The organism is Bacillus sp. MSP13 (genome assembly GCF_000815295.1).
Lineage (GTDB): Bacteria > Bacillota > Bacilli > Bacillales > Bacillaceae > Bacillus > Bacillus vallismortis.
The window spans coordinates 262,739-279,990 of the sequence record NZ_JXAQ01000003.1 but is presented as its reverse complement, the minus strand read 5'-3'; the positions used below and the strand labels follow the sequence as shown (position 1 = coordinate 279,990).

General features: G+C 41.5%; 13 protein-coding genes and 1 pseudogene. 4 read left to right on the top strand and 10 right to left on the bottom strand.

The window, feature by feature from the left end:
* The first annotated feature begins 141 nt into the window (after positions 1-141).
* Together SC79_RS19770 and SC79_RS02730 are read left to right on the top strand one after the other, a co-directional pair.
* Positions 142-303, top strand: coding sequence for a hypothetical protein (locus SC79_RS19770; protein ID WP_003238943.1), 162 nt, complete (start codon positions 142-144; stop codon positions 301-303).
* Between the two features lie 201 nt (positions 304-504).
* Positions 505-1,686, top strand: coding sequence for an aminotransferase A (locus tag SC79_RS02730; protein WP_039073777.1), 1,182 nt, complete (start codon positions 505-507; stop codon positions 1,684-1,686).
* A gap of 9 nt (positions 1,687-1,695) precedes the next feature.
* Here SC79_RS02730 and kinA read toward each other — a convergent pair whose 3' ends face one another.
* The gene (kinA, locus tag SC79_RS02725; RefSeq protein ID WP_039073776.1) at positions 1,696-3,516 is read right to left on the bottom strand and encodes a sporulation histidine kinase KinA; all 1,821 of its coding nucleotides are present in this window, start codon (positions 3,514-3,516) and stop codon (positions 1,696-1,698) included.
* A 163-nt stretch (positions 3,517-3,679) separates the two neighbouring features.
* Complete coding sequence (locus tag SC79_RS02720) at positions 3,680-5,800, bottom strand: peptidoglycan D,D-transpeptidase FtsI family protein (RefSeq protein ID WP_039073775.1); 2,121 nt, start codon at positions 5,798-5,800, stop codon at positions 3,680-3,682.
* Between the two features lie 336 nt (positions 5,801-6,136).
* On the opposite strand from SC79_RS02720, the gene SC79_RS02715 reads away from it, so the two are divergent.
* Positions 6,137-6,910: a CAP domain-containing protein gene (locus SC79_RS02715; protein WP_039073774.1), complete on the top strand. Its 774-nt coding sequence runs from the start codon at positions 6,137-6,139 to the stop codon at positions 6,908-6,910.
* Positions 6,911-6,949: 39 nt separating this feature from the next.
* Here the strand turns inward: SC79_RS02715 and SC79_RS02710 are convergent, their stop codons facing one another.
* Positions 6,950-7,816, bottom strand: a complete 867-nt coding sequence (locus SC79_RS02710) for an NAD(P)-dependent oxidoreductase (protein ID WP_039073773.1) — start codon at positions 7,814-7,816, stop codon at positions 6,950-6,952.
* 139 nt (positions 7,817-7,955) lie between these two features.
* Positions 7,956-9,923 (bottom strand): methyl-accepting chemotaxis protein McpC, encoded by a 1,968-nt coding sequence (gene mcpC / locus SC79_RS02705; RefSeq protein ID WP_039073772.1) that lies wholly within the window; start codon positions 9,921-9,923, stop codon positions 7,956-7,958.
* 268 nt (positions 9,924-10,191) lie between these two features.
* On the opposite strand from mcpC, the pseudogene SC79_RS20365 reads away from it, so the two are divergent.
* Positions 10,192-10,502 (top strand): annotated as a pseudogene (locus SC79_RS20365) (GNAT family N-acetyltransferase); the annotation flags it as partial.
* Here SC79_RS20365 and splB read toward each other — a convergent pair.
* The 6 genes from splB to glcT all read right to left on the bottom strand — a co-directional run bounded on the left by splB (position 10,499) and on the right by glcT (position 17,206).
* On the bottom strand, positions 10,499-11,527 hold the full coding sequence (splB, locus tag SC79_RS02700; RefSeq protein WP_010328517.1) for a spore photoproduct lyase: 1,029 nt from the start codon (positions 11,525-11,527) through the stop codon (positions 10,499-10,501). The pseudogene SC79_RS20365 and the gene splB sit on opposite strands and share 4 nt — an antisense overlap.
* Before the next feature lie 77 nt (positions 11,528-11,604).
* Positions 11,605-11,844, bottom strand: a complete 240-nt coding sequence (splA, locus tag SC79_RS02695; protein WP_039073771.1) for a splAB operon transcriptional regulator SplA — start codon at positions 11,842-11,844, stop codon at positions 11,605-11,607.
* Between the two features lie 90 nt (positions 11,845-11,934).
* Positions 11,935-13,647, bottom strand: coding sequence for a phosphoenolpyruvate--protein phosphotransferase (gene ptsP / locus SC79_RS02690; protein WP_039073770.1), 1,713 nt, complete (start codon positions 13,645-13,647; stop codon positions 11,935-11,937).
* Positions 13,647-13,913 carry a phosphocarrier protein HPr gene (locus SC79_RS02685; RefSeq protein ID WP_003218637.1) on the bottom strand — a complete coding sequence of 89 codons (267 nt, stop codon included), beginning with the start codon at positions 13,911-13,913 and terminating at the stop codon, positions 13,647-13,649. The genes ptsP and SC79_RS02685 overlap by 1 nt, the downstream gene beginning before the upstream one ends.
* 96 nt (positions 13,914-14,009) lie before the next feature.
* On the bottom strand, positions 14,010-16,109 hold the full coding sequence (gene ptsG, locus SC79_RS02680; protein WP_039073769.1) for a PTS glucose transporter subunit IIABC: 2,100 nt from the start codon (positions 16,107-16,109) through the stop codon (positions 14,010-14,012).
* A gap of 230 nt (positions 16,110-16,339) precedes the next feature.
* Entirely contained in the window at positions 16,340-17,206 is an 867-nt protein-coding gene (gene glcT / locus SC79_RS02675; RefSeq protein ID WP_039073768.1) for a glucose PTS transporter transcription antiterminator GlcT, read from the bottom strand.
* Positions 17,207-17,252: the final 46 nt, after the last annotated feature.

Genomic DNA, 17,252 nt, shown 5'->3' with positions numbered 1-17,252 from the left:
ATGGCATGGCTCTTCAAAATCCGATTTGGAGAGCGTTAAGACGCGTTTCTCTAAAAAAGAAACTTTTTTTCTGCTAACCATTGACTTTACAACTAGCAGTGATAAAATAGTCAGGGATTTTTCCAAAGAAGGGTGTAAATAATGGGTACCTTAGTAATATTCAAAGAAAATGAAATGACTGTTTTAGAAGATATCAGTGAAGAGACTTACCTGCATATGAAGAAAGAATCAGCTGACCTTCAAGAAGAGCATCCCCCGTATATGATTTGGCACGAAGACCTTCACTTTGATTATGGTTATTAATGAAAGCAGCACATATAAACAATAATAGAACATGATACAATAAAGACAATCAAAATGCTGGTTGTCTTCTTTTTTTCTGAAAAGAAAGGTATGTTTAGAAAAAAGGCGCATACAATCGATATATATCGGCTAAAAAGGTGACAAATAGCCAGCTAGTGGTAAAATAGGATAAACTCATTATATTTGTTAAGGTGATGAATTATGGAACATTTGCTGAATCCGAAAGCAAGAGAAATTGAAATTTCAGGAATACGCAAATTCTCAAATCTTGTAGCTCAACACGAAGATGTCATTTCGCTAACAATCGGCCAACCAGACTTTTTTACACCGCATCATGTGAAAGCTTCCGCAAAAAAAGCCATTGATGAAAACGTGACGTCATATACTCCGAATGCCGGCTACCTGGAACTGAGACAAGCTGTACAAATTTATATGAAGAAAAAAGCGGATTTCAACTATGATGCTGAATCTGAAATCATCATCACAACAGGCGCAAGCCAAGCCATTGATGCCGCATTTCGGACGATTTTATCTCCTGGTGATGAAGTCATTATGCCGGGCCCGATTTATCCAGGCTATGAACCGATTATCAATTTGTGCGGCGCTAAGCCTGTGATTGTTGATACTAGGTCTCACGGATTTAAGCTTACTGCCCGCCTGATTGAAGAGGCTCTGACTCCTAACACCAAGTGTGTCGTGCTTCCTTATCCGTCGAACCCTACCGGTGTGACTTTATCTGATGAAGAGCTGAAAAGCATCGCTGCCCTTTTAAAAGGCAGAAATGTCTTCGTATTATCTGATGAAATATACAGTGAATTAACATATGACAGGCCGCATTACTCCATCGCTACGCATTTGCGGGATCAAACGATTGTCATTAATGGCTTGTCAAAATCACACAGCATGACTGGCTGGAGAATTGGATTTTTATTCGCGCCGAAAGACATTGCTAAGCACATTCTAAAGGTTCATCAATACAATGTGTCGTGTGCGTCATCAATCTCTCAAAAAGCCGCGCTTGAAGCTGTGACAAACGGCTTTGACGATGCCCTGATTATGAGGGAACAATACAAAAAACGACTGGACTATGTATATGACCGCCTTGTCTCCATGGGACTTGACGTTGTCAAACCGTCGGGCGCGTTTTATATCTTCCCTTCTATTAAATCATTTGGAATGTCTTCATTTGATTTTAGTATGGCTCTTTTGGAGGATGCTGGTGTCGCACTCGTGCCGGGCAGTTCATTCTCAAAGTATGGTGAAGGATATGTGAGATTGTCTTTCGCATACTCGCTGGATACGCTAAGAGAAGGGCTGGACCGCTTGGAAATATTCATATTAAAGAAACGGGAATCCATGCAGACAATAAACAACGGCGTCTAAGCCGTTGTTTTATTTTTTTGGAAATGAAATTTTAAACGCTGTGCCTTTTTCCGGCTGGCTGTCTACATGGATGGCTCCCTGATGATTTTCAATGATATTAAATGTTACCATCAGCCCAAGCCCCGTGCCTTTTTCTTTTGTCGTTAAAAATGGTTCACCAATTCGGTTCAGCACCTTTTCAGGTATGCCTTCCCCTTCATCTTTGATCGTGACATGAACAGAATGCTCATCCTCAGTTATGATAATGTCTACTGTTCCTCCGTCAGGCATCGATTCAACCGCATTTTTAATTAAATTAATGAATACCTGCTTCAATTGATTCTGATCACCGTTTATATAAATGCTGTCTTTTTGATAGCTTGTTCTGATAAAAATGCCATTCAAATTCGCCTGCGTTTCCAACAGGGCCGAGACCTCACCAATTAATTTTTTTAGGTTCAAATATTCTTTAACGGCATTTTGCTGGGGTTTCGCCAGCATGAGAAGCTCACTTAGTATTAATTCGATGCGGCTGAGTTCAGAAAACACAATATCAAAGTAGTGTTCATTTTCTTCCATCGTCGGTTTCATCAGCTGTAAAAACCCTTTAATCGCTGTCAGCGGGTTGCGGATCTCATGGGCGATTCCCGCCGCGAGCTGCCCTGCGATTGATAATTTTTCCGATTGCAGCATCAACTCTTCTGTTTGTTTTCTCTCAGAAATGTCTCGAAGAATGATTTGGACTGCCGCTTCACCAAAAAAGGTCGTCGGAATGCAGACCATCTCGGTATAGATGACCCTATTTTGGAAGGTGAACCAGGATTGCTTGACAATTTCTGATTCTGTTTTTTTCTCGGCGATGTTTTGAATTCTCTCTTTTACATCCTCATGATCGCAAGGGTGCAGCTGATCATATATGTTTTTGCCAATTAAATCCTCATAGGTAGCTGCTTCAAACAGTGAAATTCCCGACTCATTCATAAACACCCATTTCCCATTGTGAATCACCGCAATGGTATCGATTGAATTTTGAATGAGCAGCTGATATCGTTCACGGCTTTTTTGCAGGATGGTTTGGAATTTTTTCCTTGAAGAGATATCGATCAGCAGCAGCAGTTCAGCCTGCTGGTTTTTGTAGACGGTCGGGGACGCTTTCACTTCTAAATGAACAGGTGTGCCATCAAGCCTTTTCCACGTCTGTTCAATCATTCCGACTTCCATTCCTTTTTGCATTCGTATAATCCTGTTTTTCACGATATCGTGATATTCTTCTTCAATAAATTCATAGGACCATTTGCCAATAATAGTATCCTTGCTTTTCGCTCCCAGCATTGAAAGCATCGCGCTATTTGCATAGACGATCTTTCCTTTGACACTGATGCATAGCGGACTCGGAAGATTTTCAACGAACCGTTCATAATCATCCGTTATATATGTAGTCGATTCCGGGCTTGCAGGCTCGATTTCATGTTTTTCGCAGTTTAGGGATTGATGGCCTGTTTCTTCTTCAAGAACTTTCATTTTCAAAATGATTTCCCGTTCTGTCCGCTCAGCTCTTGTCGTAACAATTTCTACTGCAGCCTCCACCCACACAATCGTATGATCTTTTTTTATAAAACGAAAGGTACACGGCATCAGATGATGTTCATTATAAAAGTAGCTTTCAACTAAAAATTGGTCTTCCTCATGCAGGAACGTTTTGAGGAATGATCCGATCATCTCTCCTTGGAGATAGCCCAAATGCAGTTTGGAGTTGGCAGATATGTAAATGATGCGTCCATTAGAGGCCAAGACTGCATGAATATCGGTTTTTGTTTGAAATGGTTTAACATGCTGCATATCCTGTTCCACAGAATCCCTCCTTTGCATGATCATCTTGTTTCGACATATACAGATTGACTTTTACCTAGTATGATTCGCTAGAAAATCAGGATTCTCCTTCTATTCTTATGGTGAACGTCATTTTTTGAATAAATGAAAGGGCGCACAATCATTTAGATGTGCACCCTCTTTTTTATTTTTTGCTGTGTTTTTTTTCGAGCTCTGCGTAAGCGTGGATCGCTCTTTTCGCAATAATTTTATTGATCTTATCATCATCCTTTACAGAAGGTACAACGACACTGAAAGCCACTTTTGGATTTTTGGAGGGATAATAGCCTACGAAAGTTAGGTTATATGTTTTTTTCCCCCACCAATTACGGTTCGTGCCATAGTAAAATGTTTCCGCTGTTCCTGTTTTTCCAGAAACATCTTCTGTAAACGTATTTTTAGCAGTCCCTGAAGCGGTAACTAATTTCATTCCTGTCTTTACCTGCTGTATGTCACTTTCTGTATTGTTAATTTTATTGAGAATGTTTGGCTTTCGTTGTTCTATTGTTTTTCCAAGACCGTCTTTACTGCTGGGCTCATGAATACTTGTAACAATTCTTGGCTGAATACGGTAGCCTCCGTTGGCTATGGATGAAATGTACTGCGCCATTTGAAGCGGTGTATATGTATCGTATTGACCGATTGCCAAGTCTAATATTAATCCCCCTACAGCATCAGGCGTGGTTTGCATACCGGCTGATTCCTGCGGCAGATCAATACCTGTCTTTACGCCCAGACCAAATTGGCTGTAGTAATTTCTCATCTTATTTAAATCCTTCTGATCAGCAGGCAGAGGTCCATGCGGCTTATATGTTACACCTGCAATATGCATGGCGACATTAAACATGTATACGTTTGAGCTTTTTTGCAGTGCGGTTAATTCGTTAATAGTTCCCATATTCATATAGGACTTCTTAGGCTTGTTACCGTTTCCTGCAAAATAAAGAGGTGTATCCACAAAATATTTATAATGCGGAATCCCGTCCTGATAGCCGGCAAGTACGGTGGCACCCTTCACTGCCGAACCCATTTCATATTGGGTCGTAAATGCGCCTATCGCATAATCTTGAATTTTGTTTGTTTCTGCATCTATCTTTTTTCCCGCCATCGATAAAATATCGCCGTTATTCGGATCCATCATCACAACAAAGGCCCTGTCAAGCATATAGTTTCCACGTGCACGGCTGTTTCTCACTTCTTCTTCAATGATCTTTTCTACTTTTGCCTGAAGCTCCATATCGAAAGAAAGCCGTAGATCGTATCCCCTGCTGCCCTTATCAATGGTTTTTTGGCTGACGACATTTCCTTTATTGTCTTCTACGTATTGCACTTTTTCTTTATGGGAATTTAAGTAGTCTTCATATTGATATTCTAAATAACTTTTCCCCACCCTGTCATTATTGGCATAACCTCTTGTTAAGTAGAAATCTTTCCGGTCGCTAAGCAGGCCCTGTTCAGGTGTTGTGACGCCGCCGAAAACGGAATAGAGGGTTTTGTCATAAGGGTATTTTCGTGTCCAATCGTTTACGATGTCGATTCCCGGAAGCTCTTCTAAATGCTCAGAAACAATTGAAATTTCATCATATGTTAAGTCATTTTTTGGTCTTTGCGCGGAGCTTTTCTTCTCATCGAGGAGCGTGCCATTTTTTCCAGTGCTGTTGCTTTCATTTGGATTCATCGCCTTTACGATTTGAGGTTCGTAAGCATTGCCGCTTGAAAACCTTGTATATATTGCAGCAGTTTCCATTTCTTCATCATTTCGCTGAATAGCCTTCAATTCTTCATCCGGAACACGCTCGATTTGGAGTTTGTAAGCCTCCGCCCCTTTCAGATTGCTTTCAGATTCCTTGAGCAGAGCAGCAGCTTTTTTAGGGTGGGATGCGATCCAGTAATCACGCAAATCCCTATCCTTCAAAAATTCTGTATCAATATGAATGAAAGCAGCAAGCTTCTTCGCTGTTTTGATTTTATCCTCTGTTTTTGTGCTTGATGTTGAAACATAGACAATCTCAGGCACGCTCTGGTTATCGACAGCAACTTTCTGATTTCTGTCATACATCTTCCCTCGAGGCGCGGGATAATACGCTGTTTTTGCATTGGCTACCTCAGCGTCTTCTTCATGCTGTTCACCTTCAACAATTTGAACAACACCTAGCTTGAAAATTAATGCAGTGAATAGAACAAAGACAGCAAGGAAAAAAAGGTTCATTCTGATCGTTCTGTTTCCTTTGCTCTTTTTCTTTGGTTCACGTCCTATTTCAGTCACTTCTGGTTACCCCTCTCAGATCATTCAATATATTTACATATACTGAGATTAATTGTAACACCTTTGTAATAGTTGTTACAGCATAAAGGGATAAAAAAAACTGTCAATATAAAAACATATTTAAATTTAACTAACGATTCAAAAAAAAGGAAGACATGTAACAGTCTGATAAAACATGATTTGCAGCTGATTCCCTGATTTTCAACGATTCAGCACACACTGATTACAAAAATGACAATCTCTCTTTGTCAAAGGAAAGAGATGGTTGCTTTATGACAAAAAAGCTATGTTATGATTTTTTTGTAGAAACAAACAACTCTAGGAGGTTATGAACTAATGAAGAAAGCATTTATTTTATCTGCTGCCGCTGCGGTGGGATTATTCACATTCGGAGGCGTACAGCAAGCATCAGCGAAAGAACTCTCCTGCCAGCATGTGGTAAAGGTAAAAATGGGGAACACAGTGCAAAACATGTCCCTTAACGATATCGTCAAAAAACTGCATATGAAAACAAATATCAAAACATTAAACGCTGCAAATGAAAAAGAGCTTAAGAAGCTTCTTCAAAAACATGCGAAGCAATCTAACATGAATATTCAGGATGTTCAAAAGACAGAAACGGCAAAACCTGCGAAAAAGACAGCCAAAAAAGCAGCTCCTAAACAAAATACTGCTTCTAAAGCACCTGCAGCTGCTGAAAAAACAAATAAAACAACATCTGCGCCTTCATCTGTAAGCGCATATGAGAAAAAAGTTGTTGAGCTCACAAATGCAGAAAGACAAAAACAAGGCTTAAAGCCGCTTCAAATTGATGAAACATTAAGCAAATCTGCACGCGCAAAATCTCAGGATATGAAAGACAAGAACTACTTTGATCATCAAAGCCCAACTTACGGTTCACCGTTTGATATGATGAAATCTTTCGGTATCAGCTACAAAACAGCAGGTGAAAACATTGCTAAGGGCCAGAAAACACCAGAAGAGGTAGTGAAAGCCTGGATGAACAGTGAAGGACACAGAAAAAACATCCTAAACGCTAACTTTACTCATATCGGTGTCGGCTACGTTGAGTCCGGAAGTTACTGGACACAGCAATTCATCGGAAAATAATATAAAAAAGATTGCCTGTATCTTACCAGGCAATCTTTTTTATTTCACCCAAAGCTTATAGATACTCTGAGTTCCGCTGTTTTCTTCACCTTGTGCAGCGAGCTTGTCATAAAAGGATTTCGCAAGCGATAAGCCTGGCATTTCTTCTCCCATTAATTCCGCTTCCTCCAACGCAATTCCCATATCTTTAATAAAATGCTTTACATAAAAGCCCGGTTCAAAGTTGCCTTGCAGCATACGGGGAGCAAGATTTGACAATGACCAGCTTCCCGCTGCGCCCGTCGTGATGCTTTTCAGGACATTTTCAGGCTGCAAGCCAGATTTTTGTGCATATGCCATTGCTTCAGCCACACCGATCATTCCAGCTGCGATTGCAATCTGATTACACATCTTGGTATGCTGGCCGCTTCCAGCCGGTCCTTGGTATTGAATATTTTCTCCCATTAAAGAAAAAATTGGCATGCAGGCCTCAAAGGCTTCTTTTTCTCCACCAACCATAATTGCGAGTGTTCCGTTTTGTGCACCGATATCTCCGCCGGAAACAGGGGCATCTAAAGCGAATAATGCTTTTTCTTTGGCCGCTTCAGCAATCTTCTTCGCAAGCGAAGGCTTAGATGTCGTCATATCAACCAGATATGCGCCTTTTTTTGCGTTTTCAATGATTCCGCTGTTTCCGAAATACACTTCTTCAACGTCACTGGGATAGCCGACCATTGTAATGATAACGTCCGCTTCTTTTGAAAGATCTTTGACGGTTTCTTTCCATACCGCGCCTTTTTGCAGGATGGTATCTGCTTTTTCTTTTGTCCGGGTGTACACCAATACAGGATGCCCGTCATTCAGAATATGTGATGCCATACTCTTTCCCATCACGCCAAGACCGATAAAACCAATTGTTTTTTTCAAAGTCATTCCTCCCAGAGGGCTTATTTGGATTTTAGTTAAAATTTATCATATTTCCTTCATTTTCTAGACTACCATATCTATTCTTCGTATAGTAGACTCTTCACATAAAAAAATCCCCAAGTTTTTGGGGATGTAAGGGTTACAATGTGAATTTCGCAATTGTGTTCATCAGCTCTTGGCTTGCATGCTTTAATGTTTCCGTTGAGTGTTTGACTTTATCAAGGGTGATCAGCTGCTCATCAGTTGATGCATTCACTTCTTCTGCTGCAGCGGCTGATTCCTGTGATATGGCTGAAATGCTTTGAATGGCTTCAGAAATCGCGAGCTGTTCGTTACTCATTCTTTGAATTTCTTCGTAAATGTGGTCAATGCCTTGAACCAGTGACTGCATTTCCACGGTAATCGTGTTTAATACCTCTCCAGTCTCATGAATGGCACCGTTTTGTTCATCATTCATTCTGCTTGCCTCAACCATTGCGTGAGAAGCTTCTTTCGTCTCAACCTGGATAAGCTTTACAGTCTCGCTGATATGCTTTGTCGAAAGCGCAGATTGCTCAGCAAGCTTCCGCACTTCTTCGGCTACGACAGCAAATCCGCGTCCGCTTTCTCCGGCTCTGGCAGCCTCAATGCTGGCATTTAAAGCAAGCAAGTTCGTTTGGTCAGAAATATTCGAGATCGCTGTAACCACTTCTTCAATATTCTTTGTTTGATTTTCTAAATCAAGCAGCATTGTTTCAACTTTTTTCGTTTCCGTGTTGGCTTCGTTTGACTTCATCAGCAGCTGGCCAAGCGCATCAAGCCCTTTATAGCTTGCATCCTCAGACGATTTTGAGCGTTCTTTCATTCCGCCTGCCTCCGCAGCAATTTGTCTGATTTTTGTTGACAGACTTTCTGATTTTTCGTTAATGGTCTCTACTTCTGAAGCTTGTTCCGATGCCCCTGCTGCCACTTCTTCAATCGCTTTTGCAATCTGTCCGCTTGTTTCATTTGTTTCGGCGGAGACAGCTGTTAACTGCTCAGAGGTATCAGATACTTTCCCTGAAGACAGTCTCACTTGTTCAACCATTTCCTTCATATTTTCTACCATCTGGTTAAAGTCTCTAGTGAGGATCCCGACTTCATCCTTGGATTTAGATTCAGCATGAACGGTTAAATCGCCTGCGGAAACTGCCTTTGTTTTTACAATCAGCTGCTGTATCGGACCGGTTATCGTTTTGGCCAGTAAGTAGCTGAGAATGATTGTAACAACAAGCGCAATCAATGATATCAAAAGATTCGCCCGATTCATTTTATCGGAAATCCACATTAATTTGTCAGTATCAAATTGGGTTCCGACTTTCCAGCCCGTTTCTTCAATCGTTTGGTACACAACCATTTTCCCATTGTCATTCTGTATCCCTTTTTTGTCAGATGCAATGGTTTTCAGTGTTTGATCCTTTGATATATTTTTGCCTTGGTTTGCCGGATGGGCTAAAAGATTGCCGCTCGCATCAGCTAAAAAGGCAAATCCATTGTAAGGCACCTTTTGCTTATTGACCATGCTCTGGATGGCAGAGAGTTTCAAATCGTAGCTGGCAACCCCTACCACTTTTTGTCCGTCAAGGATCGCTTTCGAAGCGGTGACAATCATATCTCCCGTCACGACATCTTGATAAGGCTCCGTCCAAACGGCTTGATCAGGAGTTTCAGCTGCAAGCTTATACCATGGTCTCGAGGTTGGATCATAATCATCAGCAAAATCGGCTTTCGGATATGTAAACATTTCTTTTTTTGCGGTGCCTATGTAAGCCATCGCAACATAATCATCATGATCTTTGATTTGTTTAATATCATCGTTAAACAGCCGAGAAGCTTCTTTACTTGGTTTCGTTACAAACGTATGGGCTAATTCCCCGTTAGCCAATCTTGATAACGATGTGGCATAATTTTTTAATTGCAATTCAATATTTTGTTCAAGTGACTGCGTCACGTTTTGAGTAGTATTTTTCCCATCCTCTGTAATCAACGGTTTTAGTGTCAGATACGAAGACAGCATTAAAAGACCAACTGTGACGATTAACATGATCGAAACAAAAACAGCAATCTTCATGTGCAGTTTTTTAAACAAACCAATCCCCTCCTACTTTCTATATCGGTCCCTTCGTTTAAAAAATGAATAATCAAAAAATAAATTATATGAAAAACGGAACGTATTTACTGAAAATTCAGTCTCATTCTTGGTTGAAACGACATAAGGAGGGGAATGGCCATAAAATCAAATGTATGTGCACCACGGCCGTAGTTTGAGGCGATGTTTCAGCAGCCGACCAAATGGAGCTGATTTAATCAAAGAGATGGAAATACTTTCATTGTAGTGAATATTTCAGTTTTGATTGCTTCGAATTGGAAAATGGCTCATGAACACCATGTATGAGCTGACTATTGAGAAACGGCTTGAGCGCCTTCTCGGCGGTGGGCGTATTCCTTCTATCATAGATTCGCACACGAGATCAGCGCTGTACAATACAGGATAAAGGGCAAGAAAAAACCCATGTGCTCTCTTTCTCCTCCAGTGCGGCCGTTCACCGATTCATGTAATCGGCAATGATTTCGAGGATAAAGAATGATTGGATGTCGGTGTCTTAATGGAATGGAAAAATTCTTTTAATATAAAAAAGCGAGCTGTTCATCACAACAGCCCGATTAAGTGAAATATTCGAGTTTCGCATTAGGGAAATAAGCATCAATATAGGATTCAAGCGTTTCCCGAAGATCATGTTCTTCATCTTTCTGATAAATATATTTTCCGATCCCGTAACGGCCCCATTTATAACGCCGCTTTTCTTCATCTAATTCGAGTTTTGTCTTTGGATAATTCTTCTCAATCACCCGTTTGGCTGGTTTGGTAAAACGGTGCTGTATTAATTCAAACGTAATATCATGTCTAACGTCCTGCGGCAAAGCAGCGTCAAGCTTTTCAAACAAATGTCTGTATCCTTCTTCCCAGCCTTCATGAATATAAATCGGCGCTACTATAAAGCCTAGTGGATACCCTGCTTTTGCAACTTTTACAGCGGCCTCTATCCGTTTATCAAGAGGTGATGTTCCCGGCTCAAAGTTTTTAATTACATAGTCGGCATTAATACTGAATCTAAATCTTGTTTTCCCGTTGTGCTTTGCGTCTAAAAGGTGATCGACATGATGGAATTTCGTTACAAATCTAAGCTTTCCGAGATCACTTTGTCCAAAATGTTCAATGGCGCGCTTCAATGTGTGAGTCAGGTGATCAATTCCGACAATATCTGATGTACATGAGGCTTCAAACCTTGTGAACTCCGGTGCTCGCTCCTTCATATACTTATCTGCCTGATCTAAAATCTCTTCGACATTGACATAAGTTCTGATATACGGCTTTGATCCCATGGTTGTTTGCAGGTAGCAGTAATGGCAATGCCCCATGCAGCCTGTTGCAAACGGAATGGCATATTCAGCCGAGGGTTTGGAAGAGTCAAACTTTAATGTTTTTCTGACACCGATGACTAAAGTTGATTTCGCATTGCGATATTGCTGAAGGTGGTTTTTCCCAGGAATATTACGCACCTGATTGTGGGATGTCGTTTCTCTGATTTCAATGCCCATGTTCTCAAATTTATCCTGTAGTTCTTGGGCCAACGGGTATTCCAGCGCTCTCGGTTCAATATACACAAGCTGCGGAACAAATGGGTTCTGCATAATGCCACATCCTTTTCCTTTACTAACGTTACTTTTCTCATAAGACGGAAAGGATATGAGTTGTAATGATTTCCTTGTTACTCATAAGGATCGATATCAAATAGTTCTTTGTAACTTGATTTCGCTTCTTCATAGCTTGCAAACACAGCATCATCCTCTGCAAACGGATGATAGGTCTCAAAAATAAACAGAGAAAGCTCACCTTCATGGTATGGGTGATGCACAATTTCTGCTTCCTTTATGTGAGCAACATTGGCGGCGTGCGGATTTCTGTAGATCACATACACCTGATCTCCTGCGTTAAAATGGTTTGACATACTATCCCTCCTAGCCATGTTATTGTGCCCTTTTATACCCTTGCTTATGAAAAAAACCAGACAGGCCGAAGGCCGTCTGGTTTTTGTATATTACTTGAATGTTTCTTTTACAAACGCGACAACTTCTTCTGTCGTGCTCATAGATAAGATTGTCTCTTTGAATGATTCAGCTTCTTGTTTAGACAATTTGCTGATTTGTGTTCTAGCCGGAAGGATAGAAGTTGCGCTCATTGAGAACTCATCTAAGCCCAAGCCGAGAAGGATTGGAATCGCTATCTCGTCTCCTGCCATTTCTCCGCACATGCCAACCCATTTACCTTCTTTGTGTGCCGCTTCAATCACGAGTGTAATCAAGCGCAGGATTGCCGGGTTGTATGGCTGATACAGGTAAGATACACGTTCATTCATACGGTCAGCAGCCATTGTGTATTGAATCAAATCGTTTGTTCCAATACTGAAGAAATCAACTTCTTTAGCAAACTGATCAGCGATGACTGCAGTTGACGGAATTTCAACCATCATACCGACTTCAATATCGTCAGATACAGTCTGTCCCGCTTTGACAAGCTTTTCTTTCTCTTCAAGCAGGATCGCTTTTGCTTCTTTGAATTCATTAACTGTCGCAATCATAGGGAACATGATTTTCAGGTTTCCGTATGTACTTGCGCGAAGCAGGGCGCGAAGCTGTGTTCTGAAGATTTCTTGCTCTTCAAGGCAAAGACGAATCGCTCTGTAACCCAAGAATGGGTTCATTTCTTTAGGAAGGTGCAGGTAAGGAAGCTCTTTGTCTCCGCCGATATCAAGTGTCCGCACGACAACTGATTTTCCTTCCATACGCTCAAGAACCGTTTTGTATGCATCAAATTGCTCATCTTCTGTAGGCAGCTGATCTCTTCCCATGTAAAGGAACTCTGTACGGTAAAGGCCAACTGCTTCTCCGCCGTTTTCAAGAACGCCTTTTACATCATCAGGTGTACCGATGTTTGCTGCAAGCTCTACATGATGGCCGTCTTTTGAGACAGTCGGTTCATTGACAAGCTTCGCCCACTCAGCTTTTTGAGCCAAATAAGCATTATGTTTTTCTTCATACTCTTTTATAGTTTCCGCAGATGGATCGATAATGACATCGCCATTGATACCGTCAACGATAACAGTCACGCCGTTTTGGATCGTGCCTGTAGCCGTTTTCGTACCGACAACTGCTGGAATCTCAAGAGAACGAGCCATGATGGCAGAGTGAGATGTGCGTCCGCCGATATCAGTTGTGAATCCTTTTACGAACTCGCGGTTTAATTGAGCTGTGTCAGACGGTGTTAAGTCTTCAGCTACGATAATAACCTCTTCTGAGATCATGCTCGGGTTTGGAATTTCGACGCCAAGCAGGTGGCCGGTTACGCGTTTTGTTACGTCGCGAATATCAGCCGCACGCTCTTTCATATATTCGTTGTCCATTGATTCAAACATAGTAACGAACATAGAAGACGTTTCTTTTAAAGCGAATTCAGCGTTCACTGAATCAGTGCTGATTTTTTCTTTCACAGGGTTTAGCAGCTCAGGGTCACTGAGAACTAAAAGGTGAGCAGAAAAAATGTCAGCTTTATCCTGACCAAGTTCTTTCAAAGCGTGCTCTTTAATTTTTTCGAGCTCTTCTTTTGAACGTGCAATCGCTTCATCAAAACGGCTTACTTCCGCTTCAGAATCAGAGATGTTTTTCTTTTCAACCGTTAAATCTGGCTCTTCAAGCCGGTACGCTTTTGCAATCGCGATGCCGGCTGAAGCGCCAATCCCTTTTAATTCTTGCATTACTCGCCGAGTCCTTCGCTTTTCATTGTTTCTTCTAAAGCGTTAAGAGCATCGTTTTCGTCAGCGCCAGTAGCAGAGATTGTGATCTCAGCGCCTTTAGCGATTCCTAGAGACATAACACCCATGATAGATTTAAGGTTTACTGTTTTGCCGTTATATTCTAAGTTAACATCAGCGTCGTATTTGCTTGCAGTTTGTACTAGAACTGTCGCAGGACGAGCGTGGATTCCAGAATCTGCAGTTACTTTAAATGTTTTTTGTGCCATTTTTATCATTCTCCTTTTAACTTAAAGCTATATTACTTCACAATATTATATCATACAGCTGTACTTGTCATCTGACAAGCACAGCGTACTAACACCTTATTTTTCAATCTTCACAATTTCTTCTTGTTCTCTATTGACCGAACCGCTTGCCTTGATGCTGACTGTTTCTCCTTCAGCAAGATTCGTAAACACAATCGGTGTCATGAGAGATGGTACATTCGGTTTGACTGCGTCAAGATCAACTTCAAGAAGTTTTTGTCCGGGCTCAACGCGGTCTCCTTCTGATACGAAAGACGTAAATCCTTCACCCTTCAGGCTGACCGTATCAATCCCAAAGTGGATCAAAATTTCTCTTCCACCGTCGGATTGCAGGCCAATCGCGTGTTTTGTCGGGAACACATTAAGAATTTTTCCTCGAACCGGCGATACAACAACACCTTCTGAAGGGAGAACCGCAAAACCGTCGCCCATCATTTTTCCTGAGAAAACTTGGTCAGGAACATCGGTAATCGGGTGAATTTCCCCGGTAATCGGAGAAACGAAAACTTCCTCGCCGATTTCATTTTGCAGCGGTTCTGCAATGACTTCCTCTACCTGCTGACCTACTTCTTCTTGAGCAGATGTTGTCGGTTCAGGTCTTGGCTTGCGTCCCGCAATGATATCTTGCATTTGTGTTTTTAAACCGTCAGAGCGAGGTCCGAAAATAGCCTGAATGTTGTTGCCGACTTCCAGCACGCCGGAAGCGCCAAGCTGTTTCAGACGGTCTTTATCAACCTTTTTCTGATCGTTTACAGTCACACGCAGACGAGTGATACAAGCATCAAGGTGTTTGATGTTTTCTTGGTCACCCATTGCCTGCAGGATCTCATACGGAAGATCTCCAGCTTCACCTGTTTTCCCAGTTTCTGCAGTTTCAGCAGCAGCATCCTCGCGTCCCGGTGTTTTCAGATTGAATTTGCGGATGGCAAATCGGAATCCGAAGTAGTAAATGACCGCAATCGCTAAGCCGACAGGGATGACAAGCCACCATGCCGTCCGGTTCGGCAAGATACCGAATAGGAAGTAGTCAATAAGACCGCCGGAGAATGTCATCCCAATTTTAACATTCAACAGCTGCATGACCATAAATGAAAGCCCTGCGAACACACAGTGGATCGCAAACAAAACAGGGGCAACGAATAGGAATGAGAATTCCAATGGCTCTGTAATCCCTGTTAAGAAAGAGGTCAAGGCCGCAGAACCCATAATACCCGCAACGAGTTTTTTGTTTTTCGGTTTTGCTTCATGATAAATCGCAAGCGCCGCGGCAGGCAGACCGAACATCATAAATGGATATTTACCTGTCATGAACGTACCTGCTGTTAACTGTACGCCGTCTTTAATCTGCGCCATAAAGATACGCTGATCCCCGCGGATGATTTCCCCTGCTGCACTCTTATAGCTGAAGAATTCATACCAGAACGGCGAATAGAAAATATGGTGCAAACCGAATGGAATGAGCGAACGTTCAATTACCCCGAAGATAAATGCCGCAAGGGTTGGATTCGCTTCCACTAATCCTGTTGAAAAGGCATTCAATCCATTTTGGATAGGAGGCCAGATCACTAACATAATAAGACCCAGAATCAGTGCAGAAATTGACGTAATAATTGGAACGAAGCGTTTACCCGCAAAGAAACCAAGATATTGCGGCAGTTCAATTGTGTAAAATCTGTTAAACAATAAGGCAGCTAACACACCGACGATAATACCGCCGAACACGCCTGTCGCCAAGGTAGGTATACCAAGCATGTTTACATATGCTGGATGGCTTTCCGTGAAAAACTTGGCTCTTTCGATTGAATCGGAAGGAATGGTTCCGTTTGCAAGAAGAACCGCACTCATGGATACGTTCATCACCAAATAACCGATAATTGCTGCAATCCCTGCAACTCCATCACCGTTGGCAAGCCCGATGGCTACACCTACTGCGAATAGGAGCGGAAGGTTATCAAAAACAATCTGTCCAGCGCTTTCCATAACACCTGCTACGAGCTGGACATTGTCATTGCTCAAGAAATGCAGGACTTCAATCATGTCCTTATTTTGCATCGCATTTCCGATCGCAAGCAGGATGCCCGCAGCTGGAAGGATCGCAACTGGAAGCATAAGGGCGCGCCCGATTTTTTGAAGAACGCCGAATAATGCTTTAAACATAAGAATTGACCTCCTCTTTTTTACTAGTCTGACCTTACAGCTAAAAATCATGACAACGAATTCACAGGCGTAAATTTCCCAGTTTAACCGTTTACATTTGCCCTTTTACACAACAAAAAGGGCATGAGCAAAATTGGGTGCACAAAAGAACGAGAATTGATTTCCCGTTTTTTCCCCTCAATCACTCATGCCTGATCGGATCAGTAACACGTTATAAGGATAAACTGATTTTATGAAATTTTATTGGTTAATCGGTACAGATGAAGCGTCAGATAAACCGCTTCCGCCTCATGAACTGGTTTCTTTAATGTTTGCTGCAAGATTTTAATCAATTTCCAAGCTGTATTGTAGCATAGCGGATATTCATTTTTCAATAACAACATTAATTTTTCTGGTTCTTTAGTCGGTTCTTCTTTTTTAATTCTTTCTATTGTAAATCTGATATGGCGGATCAGCCGCAAATAGTTGACACTTTCTTTGTTCACTTTCATTTGAAATGAGTCTTCAATCACCTCGACAAGCTGCGCCATCAGCTGCGAGTGCTGATTGACTTCGGACAGCGAACGGTTTGTCAGGGCCGAATGAATATGAAGGGCGATAAAACCGACCTCCCCTTCTGGAAGGAAGATTCCAGCTTTTTCATTGATCATATCTATGACTTCTTTGGCTATTTGGTATTCTTCAGGGTATAGTGATTGAGTCTCCATTAAAAATGGATTTTTCATATCAAAGCCCTGCTGCTGTCTTTTGATCGCAAAAGCGATATGGTCAGTCAGCGCAATGTGAATATGTTCATTTAATGAGTGGTTCGTCCTATTGCTGATGTGATAAATGACATCGTTTGAAATATCAACAAGTTTTTCATCAACATAGTCAAGGAGCTTTTTAAACTGTTTTTGTTCCTTTTCGTCCTTTAAAATGAACATTTTCTCGTAGCCTTTATCTTCAATGACGTCATCTTGTTTTTTTCCGAAACCAATCCCTTTTCCGATTAAAACGACTTCACTGTATTTATGATGAGAAGCAATTAATACGTTATTATTCAGTACCTTTTTCACTGTAAAGGACCCATTCACGATCCTCAGCTCCTTTGTCATTCAATACCTCATATCGTACATAACGAACGGAATGCACGTCAAACAT

Excerpts from the sequence above, each read along its gene's own strand:
- SC79_RS19770 (WP_003238943.1), top strand. The coding sequence starts at position 142 with ATGGGTACCTTAGTAATATTCAAAGAAAATGAAATGACTGTTTTAGAA.
- SC79_RS02730 (WP_039073777.1), top strand. The coding sequence starts at position 505 with ATGGAACATTTGCTGAATCCGAAAGCAAGAGAAATTGAAATTTCAGGA.
- SC79_RS02715 (WP_039073774.1), top strand. The coding sequence starts at position 6,137 with ATGAAGAAAGCATTTATTTTATCTGCTGCCGCTGCGGTGGGATTATTC.
- splB (WP_010328517.1), bottom strand. The coding sequence starts at position 11,527 with ATGCAGAACCCATTTGTTCCGCAGCTTGTGTATATTGAACCGAGAGCG.
- splA (WP_039073771.1), bottom strand. The coding sequence starts at position 11,844 with ATGTCAAACCATTTTAACGCAGGAGATCAGGTGTATGTGATCTACAGA.
- ptsP (WP_039073770.1), bottom strand. The coding sequence starts at position 13,647 with ATGCAAGAATTAAAAGGGATTGGCGCTTCAGCCGGCATCGCGATTGCA.
- SC79_RS02685 (WP_003218637.1), bottom strand. The coding sequence starts at position 13,913 with ATGGCACAAAAAACATTTAAAGTAACTGCAGATTCTGGAATCCACGCT.
- ptsG (WP_039073769.1), bottom strand. The coding sequence starts at position 16,109 with ATGTTTAAAGCATTATTCGGCGTTCTTCAAAAAATCGGGCGCGCCCTT.
- glcT (WP_039073768.1), bottom strand. The coding sequence starts at position 17,206 with ATGACAAAGGAGCTGAGGATCGTGAATGGGTCCTTTACAGTGAAAAAG.